Raw genomic sequence first — 23,599 nt, forward strand, 5'->3', positions numbered from 1 at the left:
TGAAAGATGGTGAAGCCAGTGGTTTCTGCTAAGGACCTTAGAGAACTATTTGTTGGTGGTATAAATGCAGTAGAGAAGTATCGCGATAAAATAAATGATCTTAATGTGTTTCCTGTTCCTGATGGAGATACGGGTACTAATATGTACCTAACGCTTCAGAGTGTAAAGGCACTTATGGAGAGGGAAAATCCCACAACCTTTTCTCATCTTGGTAGTGTTATCGCTAGTGGTAGCTTGACAGGTGCTAGGGGAAACTCAGGTGTTATTCTATCTCAGATATTTAAGGGGTTTGGAAATTATCTCAAGAAATTTAAGGAGCCTGAGATGAAACCTGAGCATTTTATAGAGATGTTAGACTGTGGCAGAAAAACAGCTTATTCCTCTGTTGTAAAACCTGTTGAAGGTACAATTTTAACGCTGATTAGGAGAGTATCTGAGGAGCTATATCCTCAAAGAAAAAAGTATATAGATTTTGAAAATATGTTTGAAGACCTTATAAAAGTGGCTAAGGAGACAGTAAAGCTGACTCCAACCATGCTCGATGTACTGGCTGAAGCAGGTGTTGTCGATGCAGGAGCTTACGGGCTTACTATTTTCTTTGAGGGTATGCAGTCGGCTCTTACAGGTAAGGAGATTATTATATCTGAAGAATTTACCCCTGATAAGAAGCCTACTCTTATGATGGAGGGTGAAAGTAAATATCCATTTTGTACAGAATGTTCCGTTGTATTTGACGATAATTTTGATTTAGAATCGTATCTTGTGGAAATCGGTGATTCCATTGTTATAGGTAAAGATGGAGATGTTGTTCACTTCCATGTTCATACCGATAGACCTCTTGAAGTGTTATCTGAGGTTGCCAAGCATGGTCGTATTATCAAGATAAAGGTTGACAATATGGATGCCCAGATGGAAGGACTGATGGCTGAAGAGAAGAAAAAAGATCTCGCTATTGTTGCCGTTGCCGATGGCGAAGGTTGGGCTGAGATACTTCAGAGCTTGGGGGTTGATGTCATTGTATCTGGTGGTCAAACGATGAATCCTAGTGTTAGACAGCTTGCCGATGCTGTTAAGCATGCGCCCGCCGATACGGTTATACTGATGCCAAACAATAAAAATATAGTAGGGGCAGCCCATCAGGTAGATAAGCTTGTTAAGAAAAATGTGTATGTTATTCCAACCCATTCTATGCAAGAAGCTGCTGCCATACTCATGAACCTCGAGCCCGGTATGCATCCCGATGAGATACTACAAATTGCACGAGATGTGCGTGATGACATTATAGTAGGTTCTATTACAAGAGCAGTTAGAAAGTCAAAGATAAATGGTAAAGATATTAAGGAAGGCATGGCGCTTGTTATTGTTGATGATGATTTGCTTGATGTAGCTGATACAGTAGAAGAAGCTCTTCGTAAACTTATTGAGTATATGGTTGAAGAGAAGGAAGCATCTATGGTTTCTGTGTTTGTGGGGGAAGATAAGACGGTAGAGGAAACAGAAGAGCTTTTAGAAGAGATTATTGGCGACAATGAAGATGTGGAATATGAGGTTCACTTTGGAGGGCAAAGGGTATATCCCTATATGGTGCTAGGTGAGGTGTAGTGAAGCAAGAAAAATTATATCAAGAGCTGAAGCCTATTCTTCAGGATGTTTTGAAGAAAAAAAAGTTTGCGTTAGAAGATAGACAGAAGGTTATATCTCTACTTGATAAGTATGCTCGCTATTTGCCTCCCGCTTTGGCTATTAGTGCTAAGAATATAGCTCATAAACTTCGCCTGTGGCATGAAATGGATAAAGTTGATAGAGGAGGGGCTGTAAAGTCCCTCCTTAAATTTTTGGATATGCTTTCTGGTTATAAAAAGGAACCCCAGTCCAATGGAGCAAATATTTTTTCAGGTGAGCGTGATGATACTCTTGTGAAGAATACTATCAGGTGGCGTAAGAAGTTTATTGAGAAGGCTGTTAAAGAGACCAAAGTTAAAGAGCGTCCGTGGAAAATAGATGTAAAGTATGTTAAGGGGGTAGGACCTAAGAAGGGAAGGGCATTAAAGGAGAAGCTTGGAATTTCTTCTGTATGGGACATGTCTCATCTTTTACCATTGAGGATAGAACCACGTGTTGCCAAGACCGGTGTTTCTCCCGATGATCTTGATAAACTTGTAACTCTTGAAGGAGTTATTGCTTATATAAAACCTGTTCCTGTTAAGAGCGGAAGGAAACTAACGATAGTAGCACTGAAGACATCGGCAGGGCAGATTGCTATCAAGGTATGGGGTAGCCAATACTGGGTGAAGAACATAAAAGCTGGTGATAGAGTTAAGGTAACAGGCAAGCTAAAAAGAGATAGAAAATTAGGACTTACCTTGGAGGGGGTTAATTCTCAGAGAATAAAGAAATTGGATACATCTATGTTTAGTCAGGAGATAGATGTTGAGACTTATGCCAACTTTCCTTTTGAGGCTATATATCCTACCTTGTCAGAAATATCACAAGGTTCAATGAAGAAAATTGTTAGAAATGCTTTGAGGAAGTATATGGGAGCCATTGATGACATACTTCCTGCTCGTCTTGTTCGTCAACTTGATGAAGATAGGTCGTATAGAGAAAATCTAATGGCACTTCACTTTCCGGTGAGTTTGGCAGAATGGGAAGATGCTAGGCGAGCCTTGGCGCTAAGAGAAATATTTGCTATACAACTTGTTCTTGCCTACCAGAAAAAGGTTATTAAGGGTAGTGAAGGTATATCTTATACGGTAAAGCCCGAGTGGGAAGAGAAATTTTTCTCCTCTTTGCCCTTTCAATTTACCGATGACCAGATGAGGGCGTGGGAAGAGATAAAAGCAGATATGCAAAGCCCTCATCCCATGAATAGACTTTTACAGGGTGATGTTGGTTCAGGAAAAACGGTTGTTGCCGCTCTCGCCACATATATAGCGGCAAAGAATGGAAAGCAGGTTGCTATACTTGTACCTACATCTGTTCTCGCGGGGCAGCACTACATGGTGTTCAAGAAATATCTTGAACCATTGGGTGTTGATGTAGAACTTCTTCTGGGTTCAATGAAGACATCGGAGAAAGAGAAAATTCGTCACATGATACGATCTGGTATGACCAGCGTTGTTGTTGGAACTCATGCCCTTATACAGGAAGATGTAGAGTTTAGAGATTTGGGATTTGCCCTCATCGACGAGCAGCATAAATTTGGTGTTATACAGAGGGCAAACCTTCTTGCAAAGGCAAGAAATATTATGCCAGATGTGCTTGTCATGACAGCAACCCCTATTCCAAGAACTGTGGTTATGACAGTTTATGGTGATCTTGATGTTTCTACCATCAAACAAATGCCACCGGGGAGAGCTGGTGTGAAGACTATATGGAGGCGTTCCAAGTATAGAACACTTGTATATGCCGATGTGAAGAAGTTTCTTGATAAAGGAGAGCAGGCATACATTGTTGTGCCGTTTATTGAAGATTCGGAATATGAGGCATTTAAAAACGTGATGTCTCTTGAACAGGTGCTGGAGATTGTTAGTCAGCAGTTTAAAGAGTATCGTATAGGGGTGCTACATGGTCGTATGACGGAAGCGGAAAAGCAAGAAGTAATGAGGCAATTTAGAGACCATGAGATAGATATCCTTGTTGCCACACCAGTCATTGAGGTTGGTATTGATGTGCCCAATGCCACAGTCATGGTAATAGAAAGTGCCGATCATTTTGGGCTTGCCTCACTGCACCAGCTGAGGGGAAGGATAGGTAGAGGTAATAAACCAGGTGTTTGTTATCTTATTGCCGACCCTAAGAGTGAAGAAGGTAAAAAACGCATGGAAATTATGGTGAAATACAGTGACGGTTTTAAAATAGCAGAAGAAGATTTGAAAATGCGTGGGCCTGGTGAATTAATTGGCACAAGACAACATGGTTTTTGGGGTATGAATGTGGCGGATCTTTTAAAGGATACCGACCTTATAGATCCTGCAAGAAAGCTGGCATTTCAGTATGTCGAAGAAGTTGATAATATAAAGACAGATGCACCATATCTGTGGGACTATCTAACACATGTATTTGGCAAAGATAAAATGGAACTTATTGTTGTAGGTTAGGGGGGAAGAGTGTGAATATAAGGTCGCTGGCAAAAAAAACGTTGTTGATGGTTGAGCCCTTTAATGTCGAGCCGATAGAGGGTTATATAAGGTTGTCTCTCAATGAAAATCCTACATTGCCTCCGATGGTTGTAAAAACGGCTTATGAAAAGGCATGGGAATACGTTAACAGGTATACCCCTTTAGAGATTCTCGAGGAGTTTAAAGATGAAGTATCTCTTTACAACAATGTATCTTCACACAATATATTTGTTGGACCGGGTGCAGATAGTATATTGACATATATTGCCGATGCATTTTTATGGGAGGGAAAAGTTGCCTCCATGCTTCGATTTACATATCCTGTATATGCGGAAGAAACCATTAAGCGTGGTGCCAAGGTTGATTTTATTCCCATGGATGATACATTTAGCTCAAAGTTAGAAGATATTATAGACCATGCCAAAGAGGCAGATGTTTTGTTTTTATGTAATCCCAATAATCCCACTGGAAATCTGGTGATTTTTACACTTGAGGAGATGGAAGAAGTTTTAAAGGTATCGAAAGGTATCGTTGTGGTAGATGAGGCATATTACGAGTTTTCCGGTTTTAGTGTAGCACCACTGGTTTCTAAGTATGATAACCTTATTGTTGTTCGAACTTTCTCCAAGGGGTTTGCCATGGCAGGTTTGCGTATAGGTTATGCTATAACATCTCCCGAAATTGTTGACATACTAAGTCGTGTTTCACAACCCTATGTCGTATCTACAACATCTATGGTTGTGGCTACTGAGGCACTGAGATATTCCCGTTATGCGTATGAGAATGCTAGGAAACTAAAAGATAGCCTGTATAAAATCAAGCAGACTCTAATGGGTATGGGGCTGAAAGTTTATCCCTCGGTGACCAATTTTCTTGTTGTAGAAGCTCCCGCTGGAACATGGAAGAGACTGAGACGGAATAGGGTTCTAACCAGACTCATATATGCCGACATGGAAAATCGCAAGGAAGTTATCCGTATCAGTGCCGGTGACCGTATATCTGTTGGTAAATTTCTTAAGGTTTTTGCGGATATCGTGTTGGAGGATAAATGATGCTGCGTATTATTGGTGGAGAGTTGGGAGGCAGGTACATCAAAAGTGGTTGGCATAAACAGAGTGGACTGAGACCACTTGCTGAAGTCTTTAGGGGAGCATTGTTCAATTCTCTGGGAACTTTAGTGGAAGATTCCATTTTTCTTGATGCGTTTGCCGGTACGGGAGCTGTTGGTATTGAGGCTATTAGTCGAGGTGCTAAGAAGTCTATTTTTATTGAGAAACACAGAAAAACAGCATCTCTTATTAAAAATAATCTGAAATCACTGGGTGTTGAGGACAGGGCAGAGGTCATTGTTGGAGATGTTCTTAGGATATTACCCTCGTTAAGAGAGGATATAAATATTGCCTTTTTTGGTCCTCCATATGATAAAGGTTTTATTCCCAAGATATACGATACCTTGCTGAAGTGGGATAAAACTCCCATGTTAAAGAGGATCATCATCCAATCGTCTCCCCGTGAGTGGCAAGATCATGAAGCGTTTGAAGTTGTTAAAGACCTTAGTCGTGGTGATACTGTGCTCAAAATACTGAGATACAAGGGGTGATTGTATGATTAAGCTTATTGTCTCCGATCTTGATGGCACACTGCTTGATAGCAAGAAAACAGTACCTCAGTGTCATATAGATGCTATTAAGGAAGCCCTTGATAATGGGAAAATTGTAACCTTTTTCACAGGTAGAAGCAGGCATTCAGCCAACAGCGTTGTAGGTCATATTAATCTTGATGTGCCCATGGTATTCCAAAATGGAGCATTAATTACCCATGGTTTTTCTAAGAATATTATTAGGGCATTACCTCTAAGAGGAGATGTTGCCCGTAGGGCATATGAGCTTGCTAAGGATATGGGCATATTTTATGTTTTGTATACTGACTTTTTTGATGAAAAAGACATGGTAATGGAAGAGCCATACAGTGGTGTAGAACTGAGAGATTACTTTGATGCATCATCGTGGAGACATCGTTATGGTGATGTTTTGGCATATATAAAAGATAATGTAGCCCAGATTGCCCTTGTGGGTGAAGAGGAGAAGATAAGGGAGCTAATAGAGATACTCTATACAGAATTCGGTGACAAGTCATTTTCTCCAGTAAAGACAAGAGCAGAAAAGCATGAGTCTTTCTGGGAGTTATTCGGTTATGGTACAGGGAAGGAAGAGGCTTTGAAATTTCTTATGAAATACTTTGATGTAACTTCTAACGAGGTTTTGTTTATGGGAGACGGTTACAACGATATTGGTATCATGCAGCTTGTAGGCTATCCTGTTGCTATGGTCAATGCTCCAGATGATGTAAAAAAACATGCAAGGTATATTGCCCCATCAAATGATGAATGTGGGGTGGCATGGGCAATAAATAATATAGCTTTGAAATAATAAAAAAGGGGGGGACTTATAGTCCCCCCTCTGTTTTTGTTTGTTGAGTTTTTTTACACCTGTGCCATCTTAACAGCAAGGGCAATGGAGTAGAACTTGCTCTCGGCAGAGTCTGCACGTGATGTTAACACTACTGGTGCTGTTGCCCCTACAACAACTCCTGCCATTTTAGCACCGGCACCAAATGTAAAGGATTTGTAGAGGATGTTACCAGCCTCGATATCAGGTACTATAAGCACATCGGCTTTACCGGCGACAGGAGATTCGATGCCCTTGTGTTTTGCTGCCTCTTCACTAAGTGCATTGTCAAGTGCCAGTGGGCCATCAACAATGCAGCCCTTTATCTGCTTCCTACGGTTCATAACGGCTAAAGCTGCAGCCTCGATAGTTGCTGGCATGGCTGTAGAAACTGTTTCTACAGCTGCCAATACTGCCACTTTAGGCTCTTCAATATCAAGTGCGTGAGCAACCTTTACGGCATAGTTGATAATGGTAACCTTCTGATCTAATGTTGGAGCTGGAATCATGGCTGCATCACTAAGAAGGAGAAATCTATCGTAAAGAGGTAGTTTGAATACGCCAACATGGGACAATAGAGCCTTTTCACCGGGGCGCAGTCCCCACTCTTTGTTAAGTACAGCCTTAAGGAATGTAGCTGTATGAATGAGTCCTTTCATAACAACATCTGCTTCCCCGTTTCTTACGAGTTTTACTGCTTCTGCAGCGGCAGCAGCGTGATCATCGGTGTGAAGTACCTTTATCTTCTCACCGTCTTCAGATAACCCTACCTCTTCGAGCTTCTTGAGGATAGGTTCTTTTTCTCCCACTAGATAGAATGTTGCTATTCCCTCATCAAGTGCCATTTTTACAGTTTTGATAACTTCTGTGTCATCAGCCTGGGCAACGGCTACTCTGACAGATTTTCCTGTCTTTACCTTCGCTATTAGCTCATCAAAGTTTTTCAACATACTAATTCCCTCCTTTTTGTTGGTATACCTCTTTTATTATATTACCCTCACAGGGGCGTAGGCTGTTGCTATAATTAAACTTAGGATTTCCTTTTGAAGGGAGGCGATAAGGTGGACGGAATAATTGAGTGCCTTCCCGTTCATCAAGGCAGAGTTCATTTACACATTACCGATGAGATGAAGTCCTACAAGTATTTGAAGCTTGTGGGAATAACCTCATCTGGTAAGAAAATTCCTTTCCGTACTATTATCTTAAACAACACAGAACATTATGATTTTGACATCCCCCCGTACCAAACATTTAAAGAAGTATGTGTTGTTCCAGCCAAGCTTTTTTATCACGAACCACGTCTGTTTTCTGTTAATCCCGATGATCCTCTTGAAGGTCGTGATAAGAGAGAGCATGAAGATCGTATTCCAATTGTTTTTATTCATGGACTGTGGAGGGTGGAGCTAACTCCTCCCGATAAACGTTTTGGTCGTTGGTATTATGAGACAAAGTTTCAAACCTTTTTACACTTTATAAGTGCCCTTAGACCTTTTAGGAACAGGGTAAAAATCTATGCCTATGTTTATCCTGCTCATTACTTGACCCTGGAGGAACATGCTCAGAACCTTATTGACCTGATGAAACGCAGTAAAACTTTATCTTCTACACCTCCTATTCTTATTGGGCACAGTTTTGGTGGACTTGTAGCCCGTGAGGTTGCACGGAAGTATCCTACTAGAAGTGTTGTTACTATTGCAAGTCCTCATAAAGGCACACCTATTATTGATTACATGTATATGTCTTACAGCGATTTTAAAAGATTATGGGGACGTATGCGTGAGCTTATGATGGGGTTGTATCAGATTCGTGAGATGCTTTTTGCATCGGAGCAATTTGTCGTGTCTCCTGCTCATGAATATTTGTTATGGCATGACGAGCCTTATGTATGGAAAGACAAAGTCCCCGTGTTTACGGTAGCTCCGTGGTTGGAGATAGATGTATCTCCTGAGATCATTGCCTCCATGCTTGAGGAAGCCCAAAAAAATCCTGCCTCTGTTGGCAGTTATCTATTTTCGGCAAGACTTATGGCATTCATGGGTCAGCATATGGGATATGAAAACTGGTCTAACAACGATGGTGCTGTACCCATGGAGAGTAGTAGAGAAGGGATTATAGGTGATATGGTAGAAAAATTGCCCCATATCATGGGGGATCATGAGACCCCACTAAGGGCTACCGACTATTTTATTCAACATATCTTACCTGCTGTTATTACATAAGAAGGAGGAGTGGAGTATGGGATGTAGATTTAAGATGCGTATTATGGGTTATGTATTCGACTGCGAACAGCTATCTTGGGCTTTTTATGACTGGGCTAATTCTGGTTATTCTACGGTTATTACAACAACGGTTTTTCCTATTTACTTCCAGAATCAGATGGAGGCATTTATAAAGGGTCGTCTTGGTGAGGATTTGGGGAAAGTCAGGGAATGGCTTTCTCAGTTTTGGACAAGCAATAATATTGCCGATAAAATAGGTGATGAAGATTTACTTAAGCAGATTAATGATGTCAAGAGTTCTATGTCTGCTAGTGGTTTGAATCCCTCTGATGCCGATAAGTTTCTTCAGTATGTCAAGGATAACAATCCTAATCTTTATCATTCTATTGTTGAGAAGTGGAAAGATCATGTTTCATCGGCACAGGCTTTTGCCACTCTTAGTCTGATAAATTCTATAGGTACGGCAATAATGGTTGTTTTAGCACCTATTATTGGTGCCCTTGCCGACACCCTTAGTGGTAAGAAGAAGTTTCTAACATTTTTTATATTAACTGGAGCATTGTCTAGTGCCGGTCTTTATTTCTTCACAAAGCCTGATCTGTGGGTACTTGGGGCAACCTTGTATGTGATATCTGCCATATCGTTTGCATCGGCTAATGTTTTTTATGATTCATTGCTTCTTGATGTATCCCATGGTGAGCCTACTGTGATGGATATATTATCCTCCTTAGGTTATGCTGTGGGCTATATCGGGGGTGGTATTCTTCTTATTTTGTCATTTATTGTCATTATGATTATGCCCGATAAAGCTCTAGCTTCTCGTATTTCCTTTGTTATGGTGGGTGCCTGGTGGCTTTTGTTTTCTCTTCCCATCATTCTCTTTGTCAAGGAGCGTCAAACAGATTACGACCATAAACTATCTGTTGGTGAGGTTATAGGCAAATCTTTTGGAGATTTATGGGGATCCTTGAAAGCCCTTGCAAAGAGTAGAGATGCTCTCTTGTTTATCCTTGCGTATATTCTGTATATAGATGGTGTATCTACTATTATTAAGCTCTCTGCAGGTTATGGTAAATCTTTAGGATTGGGCACAACAGCACTAATTGGTGCTATTGTTATGGTTCAGTTTGTGGCATTTCCGTTTGCTCTTCTGTATGCTTATATGGCAGATAAAATTGGTGCAAAGAAGTCTATACTTGTGGCTATAGGAGTTTACACATTTATCAGTGTATGGGGATATTTCCTTGATACTGTGTGGGAGTTTTGGATTATGGCATTCCTTGTTGGAACTTCTCAGGGTGGAATTCAGGCTCTTAGTCGTTCATTCTTTGGTAGATTTGTACCTGATGAAAGGTCTGCACAGTTTTATGGTTTGATGAGCTTTACCGGTAAGTTTGCAGCTATATGGGGGCCATTGCTAGTTGGTATTGTTACTGGAACCACCAACAACCAGAGGTTAGGAATACTATCTCTCTCCATTATGTTCCTGTTAGGTGCTGCTATCATGCTAATGGTTCCAGACGAACCAGAAAAAATATCTGTCTAATCTTAGTCTACTATCAAGGGGGAGCCTTTAAGATAGGCTCTCCCTCTTTCCACTGTTTCTTCTATTGCACGGTTGACAAGGTATATAACATCTTCATGATGAATTTCTCCATTATATATCCATGCTTTTCTATTAATATTTAGTGGGTCTTTAAATGGTATATGTCTAATACCTTGACACAAATAGGATATTCCCAACTTAGATAGACTGTATGCGAGTCCCTCGATGAGTATTGGCGCATAGTCGTATGTTTTTTGGTAGAGTAACATGTATCTATATGCTGCTGAGTAGTAGCCCACGAGATATGGTTTTTCAATAGGAATAGATTTCATGCTATCCCGCATGGCAATGTCTATATGGTAGGGTATTTTATCAGGCAATGCAGTTGATATCTTGAATCCGATGAAAGGTTTACCTATATATTCCATATATGCCCTGTCAATGGCCCTTTCTAACTGTCCATGGGTAATACTATCTTTAGTTCGTGCATTGATATATGGGTGTAGGAACTCGTCAAGTATGTAGTGGGAGGCGTATGCTATGGCAAATGCTGGGTATTCTTTTCGAAGGTTTTCTCCTAATTGCCTTATAAACAGGGGGGCATTTCTGGGATCATGAAGTGCTTTGCCGAATATATAGATGTCTTTCTCAAATGGCATATATAGAAAGATATCTGGACCTTGGCTACCTAATACAATCAACTTCATTGTTTGTTTGCCGAGCATTCCCAGTGTCTTTGCAACTTTTAATCCCACTATACTGTGTAAGAACTCTGATGGCATGTTATCACCCCCGCCCTTTTATTATGCCACATGCATAGAACATAAGAATATTAGGTATTTTATAAATGGTATTGTGTCATAATACAAATAAGGGGGTGGTAGGTATGGGGTGGATATATGGACCTGTTAACAATGTTGAGGATATTGCCAGAATCAACTGTATTATTCGTGATGAGATGATGATTGCGGAGTCTCCTGAGGTTCTTACTGAGCTTAAAAAGCGTTCAGATTATTTATGTACACTAACACATTCTCCATTTTGGAAGAAGAAATTTGGAGACAAGATTGATCTTTTGAAAGAAGAGGCTATTAAACAGAATAGGGCTACAGTACGTCTTGCCAATATGATAGCTAAGGTAAGGGGATGGAACAAAGAATATTCTCCATGGGGGAAAGACAAGTATCCTGATTTTGAAAAGCATCTTCAGGAAGTTGTTGATATGCTTCTTGAAGAGATAGAGAAATCAGTTTATGAAGACAAGACCCAGATAGAGGTCGATATTAGAAAACTATTCTGTCAGATACGTTTCAGCATGTTATATGCAGATAGCAAGGAAAAACTGTACGCTCTAAAGAAAAAGGCAGAGGTATGGGTTTTTACGACATTTGGAAAAATCTTTGTTATGCTTTTCGATGTGGATGCTTTGGTCAAATTGAGGGATATGACAGTTGCTGAATTTAATAGGACTATAGATTTGGCCAATATTGTTGCTGAATATAACGGTTGGGATATAGAGTTTGAGTACTTCAATGAGAGTGACATGGAGCAGGAAGAAGATATCGAGGAGTATATTGAAAGACTTGAGGAGGAAGAGAAAAAAGCCTCTGAGTATATACCGACAGAGGCAAAATATGGTGATGCAAAAGTTTTATGGATTGTATACGAACTACCAAAGGTAAGAAGAGGTAAAAAGAGAAGGGCTAAAAGAGTATATTTACCTGCTGATGCCGAAGATATTCAGTTTGAGGGGCCAGATTGGTTCGAGACACGATTTGGAAGGAGAGTATGGGGTATTAAAATAACATACACCAAGACTATAGGACCTAGAGTCATAAGAAGGGGAGACATGGAAATAAGCATTGGTCCAACTAAGGTCAAACGTTCGAAGATTGTTTCATTACCAGAAGGTGTTACGGAGTACGAGGTTATGGACACCAGACCTGCCGATGCCATGGCAATAGCATAAAGGAAAACAATTTGATTAAGGTATAAGTGGGGGCATAATGCCCCCATTATTTTATTGATACAATAATGATATGAAACCGAGAGAAAAGATCATTAATTTAGGAGTGGAGTCTCTTAATGATGAGGAGCTATTAATGCTCTTTATTGGCAGTGGTTTTAATGGACTTACAGCCCGTGATATAGCACGAAGTCTTTTAGATGAATTCCGCTCATTGAATGATGTTTTTCGAGCATCTCCTGAAGAGCTAATGAATATAGAAGGTGTTGGTGTTGCTATATCTTCAAGGCTTGTGGCTGTTGGTGAGATTATGAGGCGTGGAATTCATAAGCCTTTACTGCAGGAAGAGTATGTAATTATTATGTGTGCAAATGAAAATACAGGGATTTTTATAACGGGGATAGATAATGAAATTACTATTGCTTGGGATTTAACGCAACTTCCATGTAAGGATGTTGTTTTGTACCATAGTCATGGAAAAGAGAAAATGCCATCAATATCTGATGAGTGGTTAGTTCTTTACCTTAAAGAGAAGGGCCTAAATGTTATAAAGTATGAGATTATGACATCTAATATGGATATTTATGATGTATTATCAAAAGTAGATTATATGAAGGGGGAATAGCGTATGAAGATAGGGTTTGCCCAGATGTTGCCTAAATTGCTTGATCTTAGTGGCAATTTGGAGAAAATAAAAGCGCTGATGACATCTGAAGATTATGATGTTTTGGTGTTTCCAGAGCTTGCTACTACAGGCTATGTATTTGAAAATATAGATGAAGTATGGAATGTTGCCATGTCTGTAGATGAACTGGTAGACTTTGTGACATCTGTAAAAAGGCCGGGACTTATTGTAATAGGATTTGCAGAAAAGTATGGCGACAAATTATTTAATTCATCTGTAGCCATAACTCCTGAAGGTGATTACTATTTGTATAGAAAGATTCATCTCTTTGATAGAGAAAAGTTATGGTTTTCTCCGGGTAATCTTGGTTTTACAGTATTTGATTGGCGGGGATATAAGTTTGGCATGATGATATGCTTTGACTGGATTTTCCCCGAGGCTATGCGCACGCTGGCTGTGAAAGGAGCGGATCTGGTACTTCATAGTGCCAACCTTGTACTTCCTTACTGTCAGAATGCTATGACAACAAGGTGCCTTGAAAATCATGTATTTGCCATTACTGCCAATCGTATAGGTGAAGAAAGAGGTGTAAAGTTTACGGGTATGAGCCAGATTACAGGCGTTAAGGGAGATATTCTTCTAAGATATTCTCCCGATGGAGAAGGTCTGGGATTTGTTGAAGTTAACTTATTTGAGTCGCGAGACAAACGTATTGCCACACTGAATAACATTATGCTTGATAGAAGACCAGAATGGTATTTAGACCTTACAAGGGGGGTATAAACTATGCCAATAAAATTTGGAACAGATGGCTGGCGTGATCTTATAGGTTTCGATTACAATGCTGAAAACATTGTTCGGGTGTCAAGAGCTGTTTCTCAATATTTTCAGAAGCTTAATAAAGGTAGTAAAGTTCTTATAGGCTATGACAACCGCTTTATGTCTGAAGAGTTTGCCCAGGTGATTGGTAGGGTATTCGATTCTGATGGTTATGAGGTTCATATATTTGAGAAACCTGTGCCAACCCCACTGCTTGCATGGTCTGTTAAGCATAAGGGATATGCTTTAGGTATTATGTTGACCGCTAGTCATAATCCTCATTATTATCATGGATATAAGGTAATCCCATGGCATGGCAGCCCTGCTGAGAAGGATATTACCGATGGTATACAGGCACTTATAGATCTGGATGCCCCCGTTTCTGTTGACTTTCCCTATGAAAAGAAATATCTTATTCCCGTTCCCGATGATTACCTTCTTGCTGTAAAGTCATTTGTTGGTGATATTAAGACGGATATGCGTATCGTATATTCAGCCATGCATGGTGTAGGAGCAGGTTTTACTGATAGGGTCTTGAAATCTTACGGGCTCCATGTTTCTACAATCCGTAGTGGTAGAGATCCCTATTTTGGTGGTATAATTCCTGAACCCAAACCACAGTATCTTTCCGATCTTGCACAGATGGTCAAAGGTTTTGGTGCTGTTGGATTGGCCAACGATGGAGATGCCGATAGGTTTGGTCTTGTTGATGAAAAAGGAAATGTTGTTAATAATAACTGGTTTCTCGCCGCTATTGCATGGTACCTCTACGAGATCAAGAAGATGAAGGGTAATATTGGCCGAACCGTAGCTACAACGCATATGCTTAACAATATCGCTAAAGCTTATGGCTACAGCTGTGTGGAAACCCCTGTTGGTTTTAAATGGTTAGGCAAGGAAATGAGAGAAGGTAATATTTTCTATGGTGGAGAAGAGTCTGGTGGGCTGGGTATAGCTGAGCATGTACCAGAAAAAGATGGTGTTATTGCCGATGTTATGTTTGTTCATGCCCTTACATCATTTGGTGGTACTGTTTCCGAATTTATGCAGTTCTTGCAAGATAGATTTGGGCCGTTAGTATATGAAAGAAGAGATTATCATTTATCTCAGGAGCAGAGAGCCTATGTAAAGGCTATGTTGGAGTCTGAGGAATTACCTTCTTGGTTAGATAATGTTAAAGAGGTTATTCGCAAAGATGGACTGAAAGTTATTTGGGATGATGGGGCATGGCTTCTTATTAGACTGTCTGGCACGGAGCCTGTCATTAGGGTCTATGTAGAAGCTCAAGAGGAGGATAGGTTAGAAGAGATACATACCTTGGTGGTGAAAAATGTTTTAGAAAGATGAGGTGATGTAGGTGTCGATTAACATATTAGATGTATTAGCTATTTTGTACTTAATTCTTGCCGTTGTTGATGGATGGCGGAAGGGGGTTTATACTCTTTTCAATATACTTGCCCTTGTGCTGTCAGGCTTGTTTGCCAAGTTTTGGTATGGCTTCATGCTTTCTTTTCTTAATAGCGCATTTGGATTTGAATCTTCTATAGCAAAATATGTTAGTGATTTAGTTCAAGCTAATCCTCAAAATCTGAAGCTGTTTGCTCAGTTTTTGGGAATGCAAACAGATATTACTGTGCAGGTTGCCGATGTTAGCCATAAAATAGCTGTACTTCTTGCTATGGCCCTTTCATTTATAGCCGCTTATATTATATTGCGTATCATCTTCCTTTTCTTCTCAGGAAAAGCTTCAGAAATGCTTTCTATGAAACTCTTCGGTGTGCTTGTCCATCTTATTATTGCCGTGGTTGTTATTACCATAGTCTTCGACATTTTATGGGCTTTGTCTTTTCAAATAGAAGGACTTCGTAACCTTATGTTGACAAGTAAGATATGGCCTCTTGCATCTTATATTAACGCCCTCCTGTTGTCACTGATATGATTATATGAGCTATTTGTGTGAAGAGTTATAATGTTAGCGTATCTATAGTCTATTCATAAGGGAGGGATGGCTATGAAAAACTCAGTAGGTCTAGTTATTGCTGTATTAATTATTTCTGTATTGGCAGGAGTACTTGGTGGCTATATGGTGGCCGACTATGCTATAGCAAATTATGTAGCTACCCATGGAGCATCATTTAGTGCTACAAGCACATGTTCTGAGGGTACATCTACTTCTACACCTGTGGTGGTAGGAAATAGCACGCTGAACATGCCTTCACTTGCACCACTTGTTGCTAAGGTAAGACCGGCAGTTGTTCACATTGCTGTTGTGTCTTATGTTGAACAATTTAATATATTTGGTGGCTACAGTGTTGTTCCGCAGGAAGGTTTGGGTTCTGGCTTTTTCATAAAGTATGATGGAAAGTACTACGTTGTTACTAATAGACATGTTGTCAAAGATGCAGATAATGTTACCGTAAAGCTTTACGACGGTTCTGCATATAAGGCTAAAGTATTGGGTACTGATGATTGGTCGGATATAGCGGTTTTGAAGCTGATTAATTTCCCCAAAGATAAACCTATTCATTATCTTGAGTGGGGAGATTCTTCTAAAGTAAAGGTTGGAGATTTTGTCATAGCGGTGGGGAATCCGTATGGTTTCGATTACACTGTAACATTTGGTATTATCAGCGGAAAAGAGAGAACAATTAATGAGGGTAATGGCGTAGTAGTTTATGATGCACTTCAAACTGATGCCGCTATTAATCCCGGTAATTCTGGTGGACCGCTAGTTACCATGGATGGTAAAGTTGTGGGTATCAACACGGCTATATATGCCCAGGCTCAAGGTATAGGCTTCTCTGTTTCTGCCAATACAGCAAAAAAAGTTGTTGATGATATTCTGAAGTATGGACATGCCAGATGGCCATATATTGGTATTTACATGGTGGATGTTAATGAAGATATGAAGGAAAAGCTTGATTTACCGTTTGAAGGTGGGGTATATGTTGCTAAAGTGGTTCCAGGTTCTCCTGCTGACAAGGCTGGAATCCAGAAGGGTGATATTATTATTGCTCTCAATGGCGAAAAGATAGAAAATTCTGATACTTTAGCTAGGGATATTCGACAGAACTATAATCCTGGTGATACTGTGACACTAAAAATTTATCGTGATGGGGAGTATATTGAGAAAACTATTGTTCTAGGTGAAAAACCTAAGCAGCAGGGACGGTGACAATGGTTAGGCTTATAACTGTTGGAAAGCCCAAAAAAGGCTTTGTTGCCGATGGCATAAAGGAGTTTGAAAAACGGCTTCATCCATATAGTGTGAAGTTAGAGTTTATAAGGGAGGGCGGTATACCCCGCTCTCCTTCTCTTTATGAGGAGACTAAGCGGAAAGAATGGCATACTGTTGTAAAGAAGATAAGGCCTGCGGAAAAGATATTTCTCTGGGATAGCAGAGGGGAGTTATGGGACACAGATAGACTTGTTGATTTTTTGAAACAAAATATGACTCATAGTGGTAAGATAGCAATGGTTATAGGGGGCCCTCTTGGGTTTCCTGAAGAGGCGTATAAAGAGGCGGATTATATTGTTTCTTTATCAAGATTTACTTTTACCCATCAGATGGCGATTTTAATGGTTCTAGAACAGTTATATCGTGCATACAAGATTATTTCTGGGCAGCCTTATGCTTATTGAGAAAATTGGAGCATTTTCGAGTATTGTGGCGTAAATTTGCGAAATATTGAGTATAATTGTAAAAATACAGCTTGACAAAAGACAATTAATGATATATAACAGTATATAGTCAAAAATACTGAAAGTTTATGTGAGGTGAGAAAACACATAGGAAAGGAGAGTGATGGGAATGATCAATACCATCGGTCGTCATTATGTCGTTGAGGCTTCTGGTTGCAACCCAGAGGTTATTAATGACATGAAGAGAGTAGAGGAAATTCTGGTTCAGGCAGCAAAGCAGGCCCGTGCTTCCGTGGTTACTACTGCTTTCCATAGATTCTATCCTCAGGGTGTTAGTGGTGTAGTTGTTGTTTCTGAATCTCATATTGCTGTTCATACATGGCCTGAAAAAGGTTATGCTGCACTTGATATTTACACTTGTGGTGATCATACTATGCCTGATGAAGCAGTGAAGTATGTTCTCAAAGAGTTTGGAGCAACAAGTGCACACATCACCTATATCGTAAGAGGTCTTGAAAGTGAGGACAAGAAGGATTTGTATCTTCACGAACTTGAGACCAAGGAGGAGAGGCTAGACAATGTCAAAGAGAAATTGGATATGGTTCTATGATGCCTTTGCACCATCTGAAATTCATGTTCACGGCATATCTAAAACATACTTTGTAGGCGAGACCCAATATCAAGTTGTTGAGGTTGTCGAAAATCCTTATTATGGGAAAATGCTTATTTTAGATGGTGATGTCCAGTCATCACTTCTCGATGAATTTATCTATCATGAAGCCCTTGTCCATCCAGCGCTACTTGCTGTAAAAGAACCAAAAAAAATCATGGTACTAGGTGGCGGAGAGGGGGCAACTCTGAGAGAACTGTATAAGCATAAATCTGTTGAACATGTGACAATGGTTGATATTGATGAAGAAGTTGTTTCTATATGTAAAGAGCACTTGCCGGAGTGGCATCAAGGTGCGTTTGATGATTCTCGCACACATCTTGTTATTGCCGATGCCGGTAAAGTTGTCAGAGAATCTGAAGATAAAAGTTATGATGTTGTTATCAGCGATCTTGTAGAGCCTTTTGACATGGGTCCTACATATCATTTGTTTACCAAAGAGTTTTTTGAGCATATACATAGAATGCTTGCAGACGATGGTGTGTTTGTACTTCAAGCATCTATTCTACGGATGGGTACTATGCTTATGCATGCAGCTATTAGAAAGACTCTCCAGCAGGTATTTCCTGTTGTGAGGTCATTTGCGGCATATGTTGGTTCATTTGATGTGCCTTGGTCGTTTGTTATTGCTACTAAAGGGGAAGACCCAAAGCAGTGGACAATTGAACATGTCAATAATATGATCAAAGAGCGTATCTCTGGTGAGCTGAGATTTTATGATGGTGAGTCTCATGTGCATATGTTTATGCTTCCTAAATACGCTCGTACGTACTTTGAAACGGAGGATATACCAATACTGACAGATGAAACAAAGATTAATTTACCGTCTAAACTTGGTATGTTGCCTCATGATTAATGCTATCCTATGCGGAAATATGGTATATTAAAGGGGGAGCATGGGCTCCCTCTTTTTCTTTTGATGTAATATAATGGTAGAAAATATTATGGAGGTGGTTTGTTTGGACGACCCTCTACCAAGTAGATGTTACCTTGCTGAAACCTCTCTTGTGTTAGCTTCACCATACTTTATCTGTCCACGAGGTGATAAAAATGGGCTCCTCTAATTATGTTTCATCGATTCTTGTAATATTGCTTGCCTTGGTTTTTAATGGCATTCTTGCTGCTTCTGAAATAGCCTTTGTCTCCATGAAAAGACACCGTATTAAGAGGTTAGTAGAGGAAGGTTATCGACCTGCGCGTATTCTAGAGAAGTTTTCAGAGGATACAAGTAAGTTTTTCACGACTATACAATTTGGCATTTCATTTGTAGGATTTTTATCCTCTATGGTTGCAGCCCAATCATTTGTTGAGCCCCTTGTTCAATGGTTGCACTCGATACATCCAGGAATATCTATATCACTGTTATCTGCTGTTGTCAATGTGCTTATGTCCATATTGCTTGCTCTGATATTTATGATATTTGGAGAGCTTGTTCCTAAATCTCTTGCTTATCATATGAGTGAAAAGGTGGCATTAAAAACAGCCACATTCCTCAATATTATTTACACGATTTTTATGCCCTTGATTTTCTTTGTGTCATCTATCGTTAATGGAATTTTGAAATTATTTGGTATTAGCGAAGTATCATCTTATGCTATATCTGAAGAAGATATCAGGGATATGCTTCAAATAGGTGAGTCTCAAGGAGTTATTGAAGAGACAGAAAAGGAAATGATATATTCCATATTCGAGTTTGGTGACAAGGTTGTTAGGGATGTCTTTGTACCTAGACCATATCTGTTTGCCATACCTATTACAAGTACCCTTGAAGAAGCACTTGATAAACTCCTTGAATCTGGTCACTCCAGAGCGCCTGTATACGGTGAGAATTTAGACGATATTAGGGGGATTATTCATATTAAGGATGTTGTGAAGGCCATATATAAAGGAGCAGGCAAATCTATAAACGATATTCTTAGAGCTCCATATTTCATTCCTGAAACATGGCCCCTTGTTAAAGCTTTTATGGAGATGCGGAAAAATAGAGTTGTTATGGCTATTGTTATTGATGAATATGGTACGGTTTCCGGTATTATTACGATGGAAGATATACTTGAGGAAATTGTTGGAGAGATTCGAGATGAGTATGATGTTGAAGAAGATCCCATAAAGGTTGTAGAAGAAACAGATACATATACGGTTTATGAAGTCCAAGGAATTGTTTCCTTAAAGGATATAGCAGAGGAGCTGGAGGTAGAACTTGACGACAAAGAGGTTGACACTATTGGTGGATTTGTTATATATAAGCTAGGCAGGTTTCCCAAGGTAGGAGATGTTATAGAAATTGAAGGTGGGATTACTCTAGAAGTTGTCGATGCAGATAGTAGAAGGGTACGCAAAGTAAGAATAAAAGTGCCTAAGCATAAAACCAACACTGAGCACGAACGTTAAGGTCTTGAAAATATGAGTAAAGCAAGACAAAGAAAAGGGGGCTTATGCCCCCCTAATTTTATACTTCTATAAATCCAGCTTCTTTTAGTCTAAGGAGTACAGATAATGTTTCTCTAGTACCTATACCGGAACGCTCTGTAAGTTGTTTGACCGTTTTTTTGCCGTCGAGTAGTGAAAATACAAGCCAATCGGTAAGACTTAGTGTGCTTCCCATAGTGTCTATCATAACATTGTCCGCGAGTATCTTGGGTACAGCATCCATTGGAATGGTCTCTTTGAGGAATTTCAACTGTTCTCTATATCTAGGAAGCTCCAATGCAATAGTGTCAATAGGAAATTCTATTTTCTTTGGGAAATTATCATATGTATCGAATGATACTGCTAGCTCTCCTTTTTCTGCCGTGAAGAAAGTAAGAACTAAATCTTCATGATACTTTTTCTGGGCTACGCTTCTTAAGAAGGGGGTCTGAACGAATAGCGGGTGATTGTTTAGTATTTTTTCATACCAGATGTTGTGGTGTTCTATAATATCTGGTATTTTTTTAAATGGGTCGAATTTGAATAGAGAGCCGTCGGAGAGCCCTCCTCTGGGAGCCCTTGCTATGAAGTGTACAACGTTTTCACGAACAGGGATGAAATAGATGAATTCATCATCTTGATAAATCATGTCAAATGTATCCCTTTTGGAACGGGGAAGTGTTAGTGTTAGCTCTAATGAAATCTCATCTAGTGTAGACCTTAAAATTGGTGGCATAGATAACCCCTCCTTTTATAAGAGATCACCGATAATATCGGCGATTTGCGATGCATATCTGGTAAGTATTGTGACCAGTAAGCTCGTATTGCTTCGTTTTGAAGTTATGACGGATATTAATACTTTGTCATTGACTTTACGAGTTACTAGGATTTCTTCTGACGAATATGTGGCAGAGTACTCAAAATCACCTGCAAGCACTCCCTCACCTATTTGCTCGGATATGGCAAACAGAGAGGAAACCATTGCTGCTAATCTCTCTTGAAGTTCAGTATCTGGTACTGTACTAACCAAATGAAATCCGTCAACAGTGGATACGATAGTAGCCCTTATTCCTGTTGAGGTTAGTTCTATTCGTTTAAGAATTTCTGCAATTTCTGACTTTACATTGTCTGGTAACATGGTTATCCCTCCCCGGCCTTTTCCATTTCTTCAAACCATTCGAGAACAGTCTGTGCCAGTGCTATAAGAACATCTCTTACACTCTTTTTATCTGTTGCCACACAGGGTACTATTTTGATATTAGGCGGAAGTCCCATCATGTCTCTTATCTTATCAGGTGGAATAGCTCCTTCCATATCTTGTTTGTTGGCGGCAACGACGAAGGGAACAGGTGCATAAGCAGAAAATGTTCGGATTATATCCTTGGCTTTCTCTATGGACTGAGGATCTGTGCTATCTACCATTACAATATAACCTAGCATATCTCTACTAAGAATTTCCCACATATGTTTAAATCTTGATTGCCCGGGGGTACCAAACAGGTATAAAATGAAATCTTCATCAAGTGTTAATTTACCGTAATCTATAGCAACAGTAGTTGTCTCTTTGATTTTTTCCTCTGGGTTGGTGATAGGTTGGTCTGTATTGACAACACCTATCTCTGATATAGTTCTAATAAACTCTGTTTTGCCAGAGTTGAATGGGCCTGTGACAACGACCTTGATATCACTCATGATTCGTACCCCCTTATAGCTTCTTTTTCAGCAGATCTATAAAACGTTGGATGACACCTTTCGAGTAAGGCCCTTGTTTTTTCTTCTTAGTATCTCTCTTCTTAGGTTGAAGTATCCCGAGTTTTAATAGTTCTGTAAGTCTTGCCTTGATTTCTGCTTCGTCCATATCAGGATGGCTGGCATGTATTTCTTTGATGATATCTTTCGCCCTTTTTGTGGATGTCTTTACCATCAAAAATATTTGCCATGATAAGTCATCGAGTTCTGGATGTTTGACAAGTATACTGGCGGCCATCTGAGATACCTCAAGATAGTCATCTTCACTACCGACAAAGCGTTTGAATTCGTTTTCCTTCTGTAGTCTATTCCTTACATCATCTAATATTTCAGATATATGTGTTGGTGGTAGTTTGGTAACGACATTTTCGGGTATTTTAAAGTTTGGCAAGAACATAATCTTGGCATTGTTCCATCCTAGCATGGTTTTTACTTTATCCATAATAAATTGTCTGGCTGCATATACTTCGCCGGAGTTGCGTTCGAGATATTCGGCATATTCTTTCTTGGTGACAACATCCCATTCTCTTTGCACAATTTTCGTAAGCATATTTTCATCAAGATTACGTGCATACACGATATACTGTGCTAAAGAGTTTGGTAGTTTAGAGGTTAAAGCTATTGATATCCATCCTCCAGCAATGTTGATAAGACCTGCCTGATATGTATTGGTACGGTAAATCATAATTACTGCATCATTTTGTTTCCTTTCAAGATATGAAAGCAAATCAAGCAAACTGATTGTGTTTGTATCCATTTTTATCATCGTTCAGCACCTCTAAGAGTGGTCCTTTTTTTAATAAGTGAACTAATCCCGACAAATAGTGCTACAACTGCGGGAACGGAAAAGTGCATATATGTACGGAAAAGTACTGTAAGTAATTCATCGGTTCCCAATGCCATATACATAATATGAGAAAGCTCGAAGTCTTCTCGGGCAACAATGGGTATAAGTAGATTAGATAGTAGGAGATAGACAAGAACGGTATATGCTTTGCTGGTAAATCCGACATCCATAAATATTGTTTTAAGGGCGAGGTCGGCAGGCATGAAGCTAAGGCTAACGACCATGCCTACAAATAATAAGAGACCACCCAGTGTGGTTTTTAACATACTCCATGGGCTAAGGGTAGTAATGGGGTATGCTAAGATAAGAATTTTTATTACCAGCGATATGTTGAAAAATGTTTCAGAAGAAAGACCACTGAAAATATATGGAAGCTCCCATAGAAGAACTGCTATTGCATGTATTACTCCAGTAGGAAGCATCCATAAAACACTCCATAAAATCATTGCGTAAGTGTATATAACACCAGTTGATAGATGACCAAATATATTTTGTATTCCCCTCATGTTTGTTATTATACCAAGTGGAGGGATAAATCC

General features: G+C 39.7%; 24 protein-coding genes. 17 read left to right on the plus strand and 7 right to left on the minus strand.

Annotation, left to right across the window (positions count from 1 at the left end; translation table 11 throughout):
- Positions 1 to 9: 9 nt before the first annotated feature.
- Genes fakA through GM182_RS02650 form a run of 5 tightly spaced genes read left to right on the plus strand, consistent with a single transcriptional unit; the run spans position 10 to position 6,550 of the window.
- Complete coding sequence (gene fakA, locus GM182_RS02630) at positions 10 to 1,602, plus strand: fatty acid kinase ATP-binding subunit FakA (RefSeq protein WP_449187046.1); 1,593 nt, start codon at positions 10 to 12, stop codon at positions 1,600 to 1,602.
- A complete protein-coding gene (recG, locus tag GM182_RS02635; RefSeq protein ID WP_449187047.1) occupies positions 1,602 to 4,100 on the plus strand; it encodes an ATP-dependent DNA helicase RecG in 2,499 nt (832 codons plus the stop codon). Before fakA ends, recG begins: the two co-directional genes overlap by 1 nt.
- An 11-nt stretch (positions 4,101 to 4,111) precedes the next feature.
- A complete protein-coding gene (locus GM182_RS02640; protein WP_449187048.1) occupies positions 4,112 to 5,173 on the plus strand; it encodes a pyridoxal phosphate-dependent aminotransferase in 1,062 nt (353 codons plus the stop codon).
- On the plus strand, positions 5,173 to 5,721 hold the full coding sequence (locus GM182_RS02645) for an RsmD family RNA methyltransferase (protein WP_449187049.1): 549 nt from the start codon (positions 5,173 to 5,175) through the stop codon (positions 5,719 to 5,721). Before GM182_RS02640 ends, GM182_RS02645 begins: the two co-directional genes overlap by 1 nt.
- Before the next feature lie 4 nt (positions 5,722 to 5,725).
- A complete protein-coding gene (locus GM182_RS02650; RefSeq protein ID WP_449187050.1) occupies positions 5,726 to 6,550 on the plus strand; it encodes an HAD family hydrolase in 825 nt (274 codons plus the stop codon).
- A 53-nt stretch (positions 6,551 to 6,603) separates the two neighbouring features.
- Here GM182_RS02650 and GM182_RS02655 read toward each other — a convergent pair whose 3' ends face one another.
- Positions 6,604 to 7,518 carry a bifunctional enoyl-CoA hydratase/phosphate acetyltransferase gene (locus GM182_RS02655; RefSeq protein ID WP_449187051.1) on the minus strand — a complete coding sequence of 305 codons (915 nt, stop codon included), beginning with the start codon at positions 7,516 to 7,518 and terminating at the stop codon, positions 6,604 to 6,606.
- Between the two features lie 111 nt (positions 7,519 to 7,629).
- Here GM182_RS02655 and GM182_RS02660 point away from each other — a divergent pair, with 111 nt between their 5' ends.
- Positions 7,630 to 8,787 (plus strand): esterase/lipase family protein, encoded by a 1,158-nt coding sequence (locus tag GM182_RS02660; protein ID WP_449187052.1) that lies wholly within the window; start codon positions 7,630 to 7,632, stop codon positions 8,785 to 8,787.
- 16 nt (positions 8,788 to 8,803) lie between these two features.
- Positions 8,804 to 10,333 (plus strand): MFS transporter, encoded by a 1,530-nt coding sequence (locus GM182_RS02665; RefSeq protein ID WP_449187053.1) that lies wholly within the window; start codon positions 8,804 to 8,806, stop codon positions 10,331 to 10,333.
- A gap of 2 nt (positions 10,334 to 10,335) precedes the next feature.
- Here the strand turns inward: GM182_RS02665 and GM182_RS02670 are convergent, their stop codons facing one another.
- Entirely contained in the window at positions 10,336 to 11,115 is a 780-nt protein-coding gene (locus GM182_RS02670) for a zinc dependent phospholipase C family protein (protein WP_449187054.1), read from the minus strand.
- A gap of 104 nt (positions 11,116 to 11,219) precedes the next feature.
- Between GM182_RS02670 and GM182_RS02675 the strand changes: the two genes are divergently transcribed.
- The 10 genes from GM182_RS02675 (at position 11,220) to GM182_RS02720 (ending at position 20,446) form a co-directional block, all read left to right on the plus strand.
- Positions 11,220 to 12,302 carry a hypothetical protein gene (locus GM182_RS02675; protein ID WP_449187055.1) on the plus strand — a complete coding sequence of 361 codons (1,083 nt, stop codon included), beginning with the start codon at positions 11,220 to 11,222 and terminating at the stop codon, positions 12,300 to 12,302.
- A 70-nt stretch (positions 12,303 to 12,372) separates the two neighbouring features.
- A complete protein-coding gene (locus GM182_RS02680; protein WP_449187056.1) occupies positions 12,373 to 12,924 on the plus strand; it encodes a UPF0758 domain-containing protein in 552 nt (183 codons plus the stop codon).
- 3 nt (positions 12,925 to 12,927) lie between these two features.
- On the plus strand, positions 12,928 to 13,707 hold the full coding sequence (locus GM182_RS02685; protein ID WP_449187057.1) for a nitrilase-related carbon-nitrogen hydrolase: 780 nt from the start codon (positions 12,928 to 12,930) through the stop codon (positions 13,705 to 13,707).
- Positions 13,708 to 13,710: 3 nt separating this feature from the next.
- Complete coding sequence (locus GM182_RS02690) at positions 13,711 to 15,090, plus strand: phosphohexomutase domain-containing protein (protein ID WP_449187058.1); 1,380 nt, start codon at positions 13,711 to 13,713, stop codon at positions 15,088 to 15,090.
- Between the two features lie 10 nt (positions 15,091 to 15,100).
- The gene (locus tag GM182_RS02695; RefSeq protein WP_449187059.1) at positions 15,101 to 15,682 is read left to right on the plus strand and encodes a hypothetical protein; all 582 of its coding nucleotides are present in this window, start codon (positions 15,101 to 15,103) and stop codon (positions 15,680 to 15,682) included.
- A 72-nt stretch (positions 15,683 to 15,754) separates the two neighbouring features.
- Positions 15,755 to 16,918, plus strand: a complete 1,164-nt coding sequence (locus tag GM182_RS02700; RefSeq protein ID WP_449187060.1) for a S1C family serine protease — start codon at positions 15,755 to 15,757, stop codon at positions 16,916 to 16,918.
- A gap of 2 nt (positions 16,919 to 16,920) precedes the next feature.
- On the plus strand, positions 16,921 to 17,385 hold the full coding sequence (locus GM182_RS02705; RefSeq protein WP_449187061.1) for a 23S rRNA (pseudouridine(1915)-N(3))-methyltransferase RlmH: 465 nt from the start codon (positions 16,921 to 16,923) through the stop codon (positions 17,383 to 17,385).
- Between the two features lie 172 nt (positions 17,386 to 17,557).
- Entirely contained in the window at positions 17,558 to 17,995 is a 438-nt protein-coding gene (speD, locus tag GM182_RS02710) for an adenosylmethionine decarboxylase (protein ID WP_449187272.1), read from the plus strand.
- A complete protein-coding gene (locus tag GM182_RS02715) occupies positions 17,964 to 18,911 on the plus strand; it encodes a fused MFS/spermidine synthase (protein WP_449187062.1) in 948 nt (315 codons plus the stop codon). Before speD ends, GM182_RS02715 begins: the two co-directional genes overlap by 32 nt.
- Before the next feature lie 194 nt (positions 18,912 to 19,105).
- On the plus strand, positions 19,106 to 20,446 hold the full coding sequence (locus GM182_RS02720) for a hemolysin family protein (RefSeq protein WP_449187063.1): 1,341 nt from the start codon (positions 19,106 to 19,108) through the stop codon (positions 20,444 to 20,446).
- Between the two features lie 58 nt (positions 20,447 to 20,504).
- Here the strand turns inward: GM182_RS02720 and GM182_RS02725 are convergent, their stop codons facing one another.
- From GM182_RS02725 to GM182_RS02745, 5 genes are read right to left on the minus strand one after another with little or no spacing between them, the layout of a single operon-like run.
- Entirely contained in the window at positions 20,505 to 21,200 is a 696-nt protein-coding gene (locus GM182_RS02725; protein ID WP_449187064.1) for a hypothetical protein, read from the minus strand.
- 15 nt (positions 21,201 to 21,215) lie between these two features.
- Positions 21,216 to 21,602: a roadblock/LC7 domain-containing protein gene (locus GM182_RS02730; RefSeq protein WP_449187065.1), complete on the minus strand. Its 387-nt coding sequence runs from the start codon at positions 21,600 to 21,602 to the stop codon at positions 21,216 to 21,218.
- Between the two features lie 2 nt (positions 21,603 to 21,604).
- Entirely contained in the window at positions 21,605 to 22,156 is a 552-nt protein-coding gene (locus tag GM182_RS02735) for a GTP-binding protein (protein WP_449187066.1), read from the minus strand.
- Positions 22,157 to 22,169: 13 nt separating this feature from the next.
- Positions 22,170 to 22,979 (minus strand): hypothetical protein, encoded by an 810-nt coding sequence (locus tag GM182_RS02740; protein WP_449187067.1) that lies wholly within the window; start codon positions 22,977 to 22,979, stop codon positions 22,170 to 22,172.
- Entirely contained in the window at positions 22,976 to 23,566 is a 591-nt protein-coding gene (locus GM182_RS02745; protein WP_449187068.1) for a hypothetical protein, read from the minus strand. Before GM182_RS02745 ends, GM182_RS02740 begins: the two co-directional genes overlap by 4 nt.
- Positions 23,567 to 23,599: the final 33 nt, after the last annotated feature.

This window comes from Zhurongbacter thermophilus (assembly GCF_026184435.1).
Taxonomy (GTDB): domain Bacteria; phylum Coprothermobacterota; class Coprothermobacteria; order Coprothermobacterales; family JAADFF01; genus JAADFF01.

Bases quoted from the DNA above. Each gene is read 5' to 3' on its own strand.
- GM182_RS02645 (WP_449187049.1), top strand. From the start codon at position 5,173: ATGCTGCGTATTATTGGTGGAGAGTTGGGAGGCAGGTACATCAAAAGT.
- GM182_RS02650 (WP_449187050.1), top strand. From the start codon at position 5,726: ATGATTAAGCTTATTGTCTCCGATCTTGATGGCACACTGCTTGATAGC.
- GM182_RS02655 (WP_449187051.1), bottom strand. From the start codon at position 7,518: ATGTTGAAAAACTTTGATGAGCTAATAGCGAAGGTAAAGACAGGAAAA.
- GM182_RS02665 (WP_449187053.1), top strand. From the start codon at position 8,804: ATGGGATGTAGATTTAAGATGCGTATTATGGGTTATGTATTCGACTGC.
- GM182_RS02670 (WP_449187054.1), bottom strand. From the start codon at position 11,115: ATGCCATCAGAGTTCTTACACAGTATAGTGGGATTAAAAGTTGCAAAG.
- GM182_RS02675 (WP_449187055.1), top strand. From the start codon at position 11,220: ATGGGGTGGATATATGGACCTGTTAACAATGTTGAGGATATTGCCAGA.
- GM182_RS02680 (WP_449187056.1), top strand. From the start codon at position 12,373: ATGAAACCGAGAGAAAAGATCATTAATTTAGGAGTGGAGTCTCTTAAT.
- GM182_RS02685 (WP_449187057.1), top strand. From the start codon at position 12,928: ATGAAGATAGGGTTTGCCCAGATGTTGCCTAAATTGCTTGATCTTAGT.
- GM182_RS02690 (WP_449187058.1), top strand. From the start codon at position 13,711: ATGCCAATAAAATTTGGAACAGATGGCTGGCGTGATCTTATAGGTTTC.
- GM182_RS02700 (WP_449187060.1), top strand. From the start codon at position 15,755: ATGAAAAACTCAGTAGGTCTAGTTATTGCTGTATTAATTATTTCTGTA.
- GM182_RS02705 (WP_449187061.1), top strand. From the start codon at position 16,921: ATGGTTAGGCTTATAACTGTTGGAAAGCCCAAAAAAGGCTTTGTTGCC.
- GM182_RS02715 (WP_449187062.1), top strand. From the start codon at position 17,964: ATGTCAAAGAGAAATTGGATATGGTTCTATGATGCCTTTGCACCATCT.
- GM182_RS02720 (WP_449187063.1), top strand. From the start codon at position 19,106: ATGGGCTCCTCTAATTATGTTTCATCGATTCTTGTAATATTGCTTGCC.
- GM182_RS02725 (WP_449187064.1), bottom strand. From the start codon at position 21,200: ATGCCACCAATTTTAAGGTCTACACTAGATGAGATTTCATTAGAGCTA.
- GM182_RS02730 (WP_449187065.1), bottom strand. From the start codon at position 21,602: ATGTTACCAGACAATGTAAAGTCAGAAATTGCAGAAATTCTTAAACGA.
- GM182_RS02735 (WP_449187066.1), bottom strand. From the start codon at position 22,156: ATGAGTGATATCAAGGTCGTTGTCACAGGCCCATTCAACTCTGGCAAA.
- GM182_RS02740 (WP_449187067.1), bottom strand. From the start codon at position 22,979: ATGATAAAAATGGATACAAACACAATCAGTTTGCTTGATTTGCTTTCA.
- GM182_RS02745 (WP_449187068.1), bottom strand. From the start codon at position 23,566: ATGAGGGGAATACAAAATATATTTGGTCATCTATCAACTGGTGTTATA.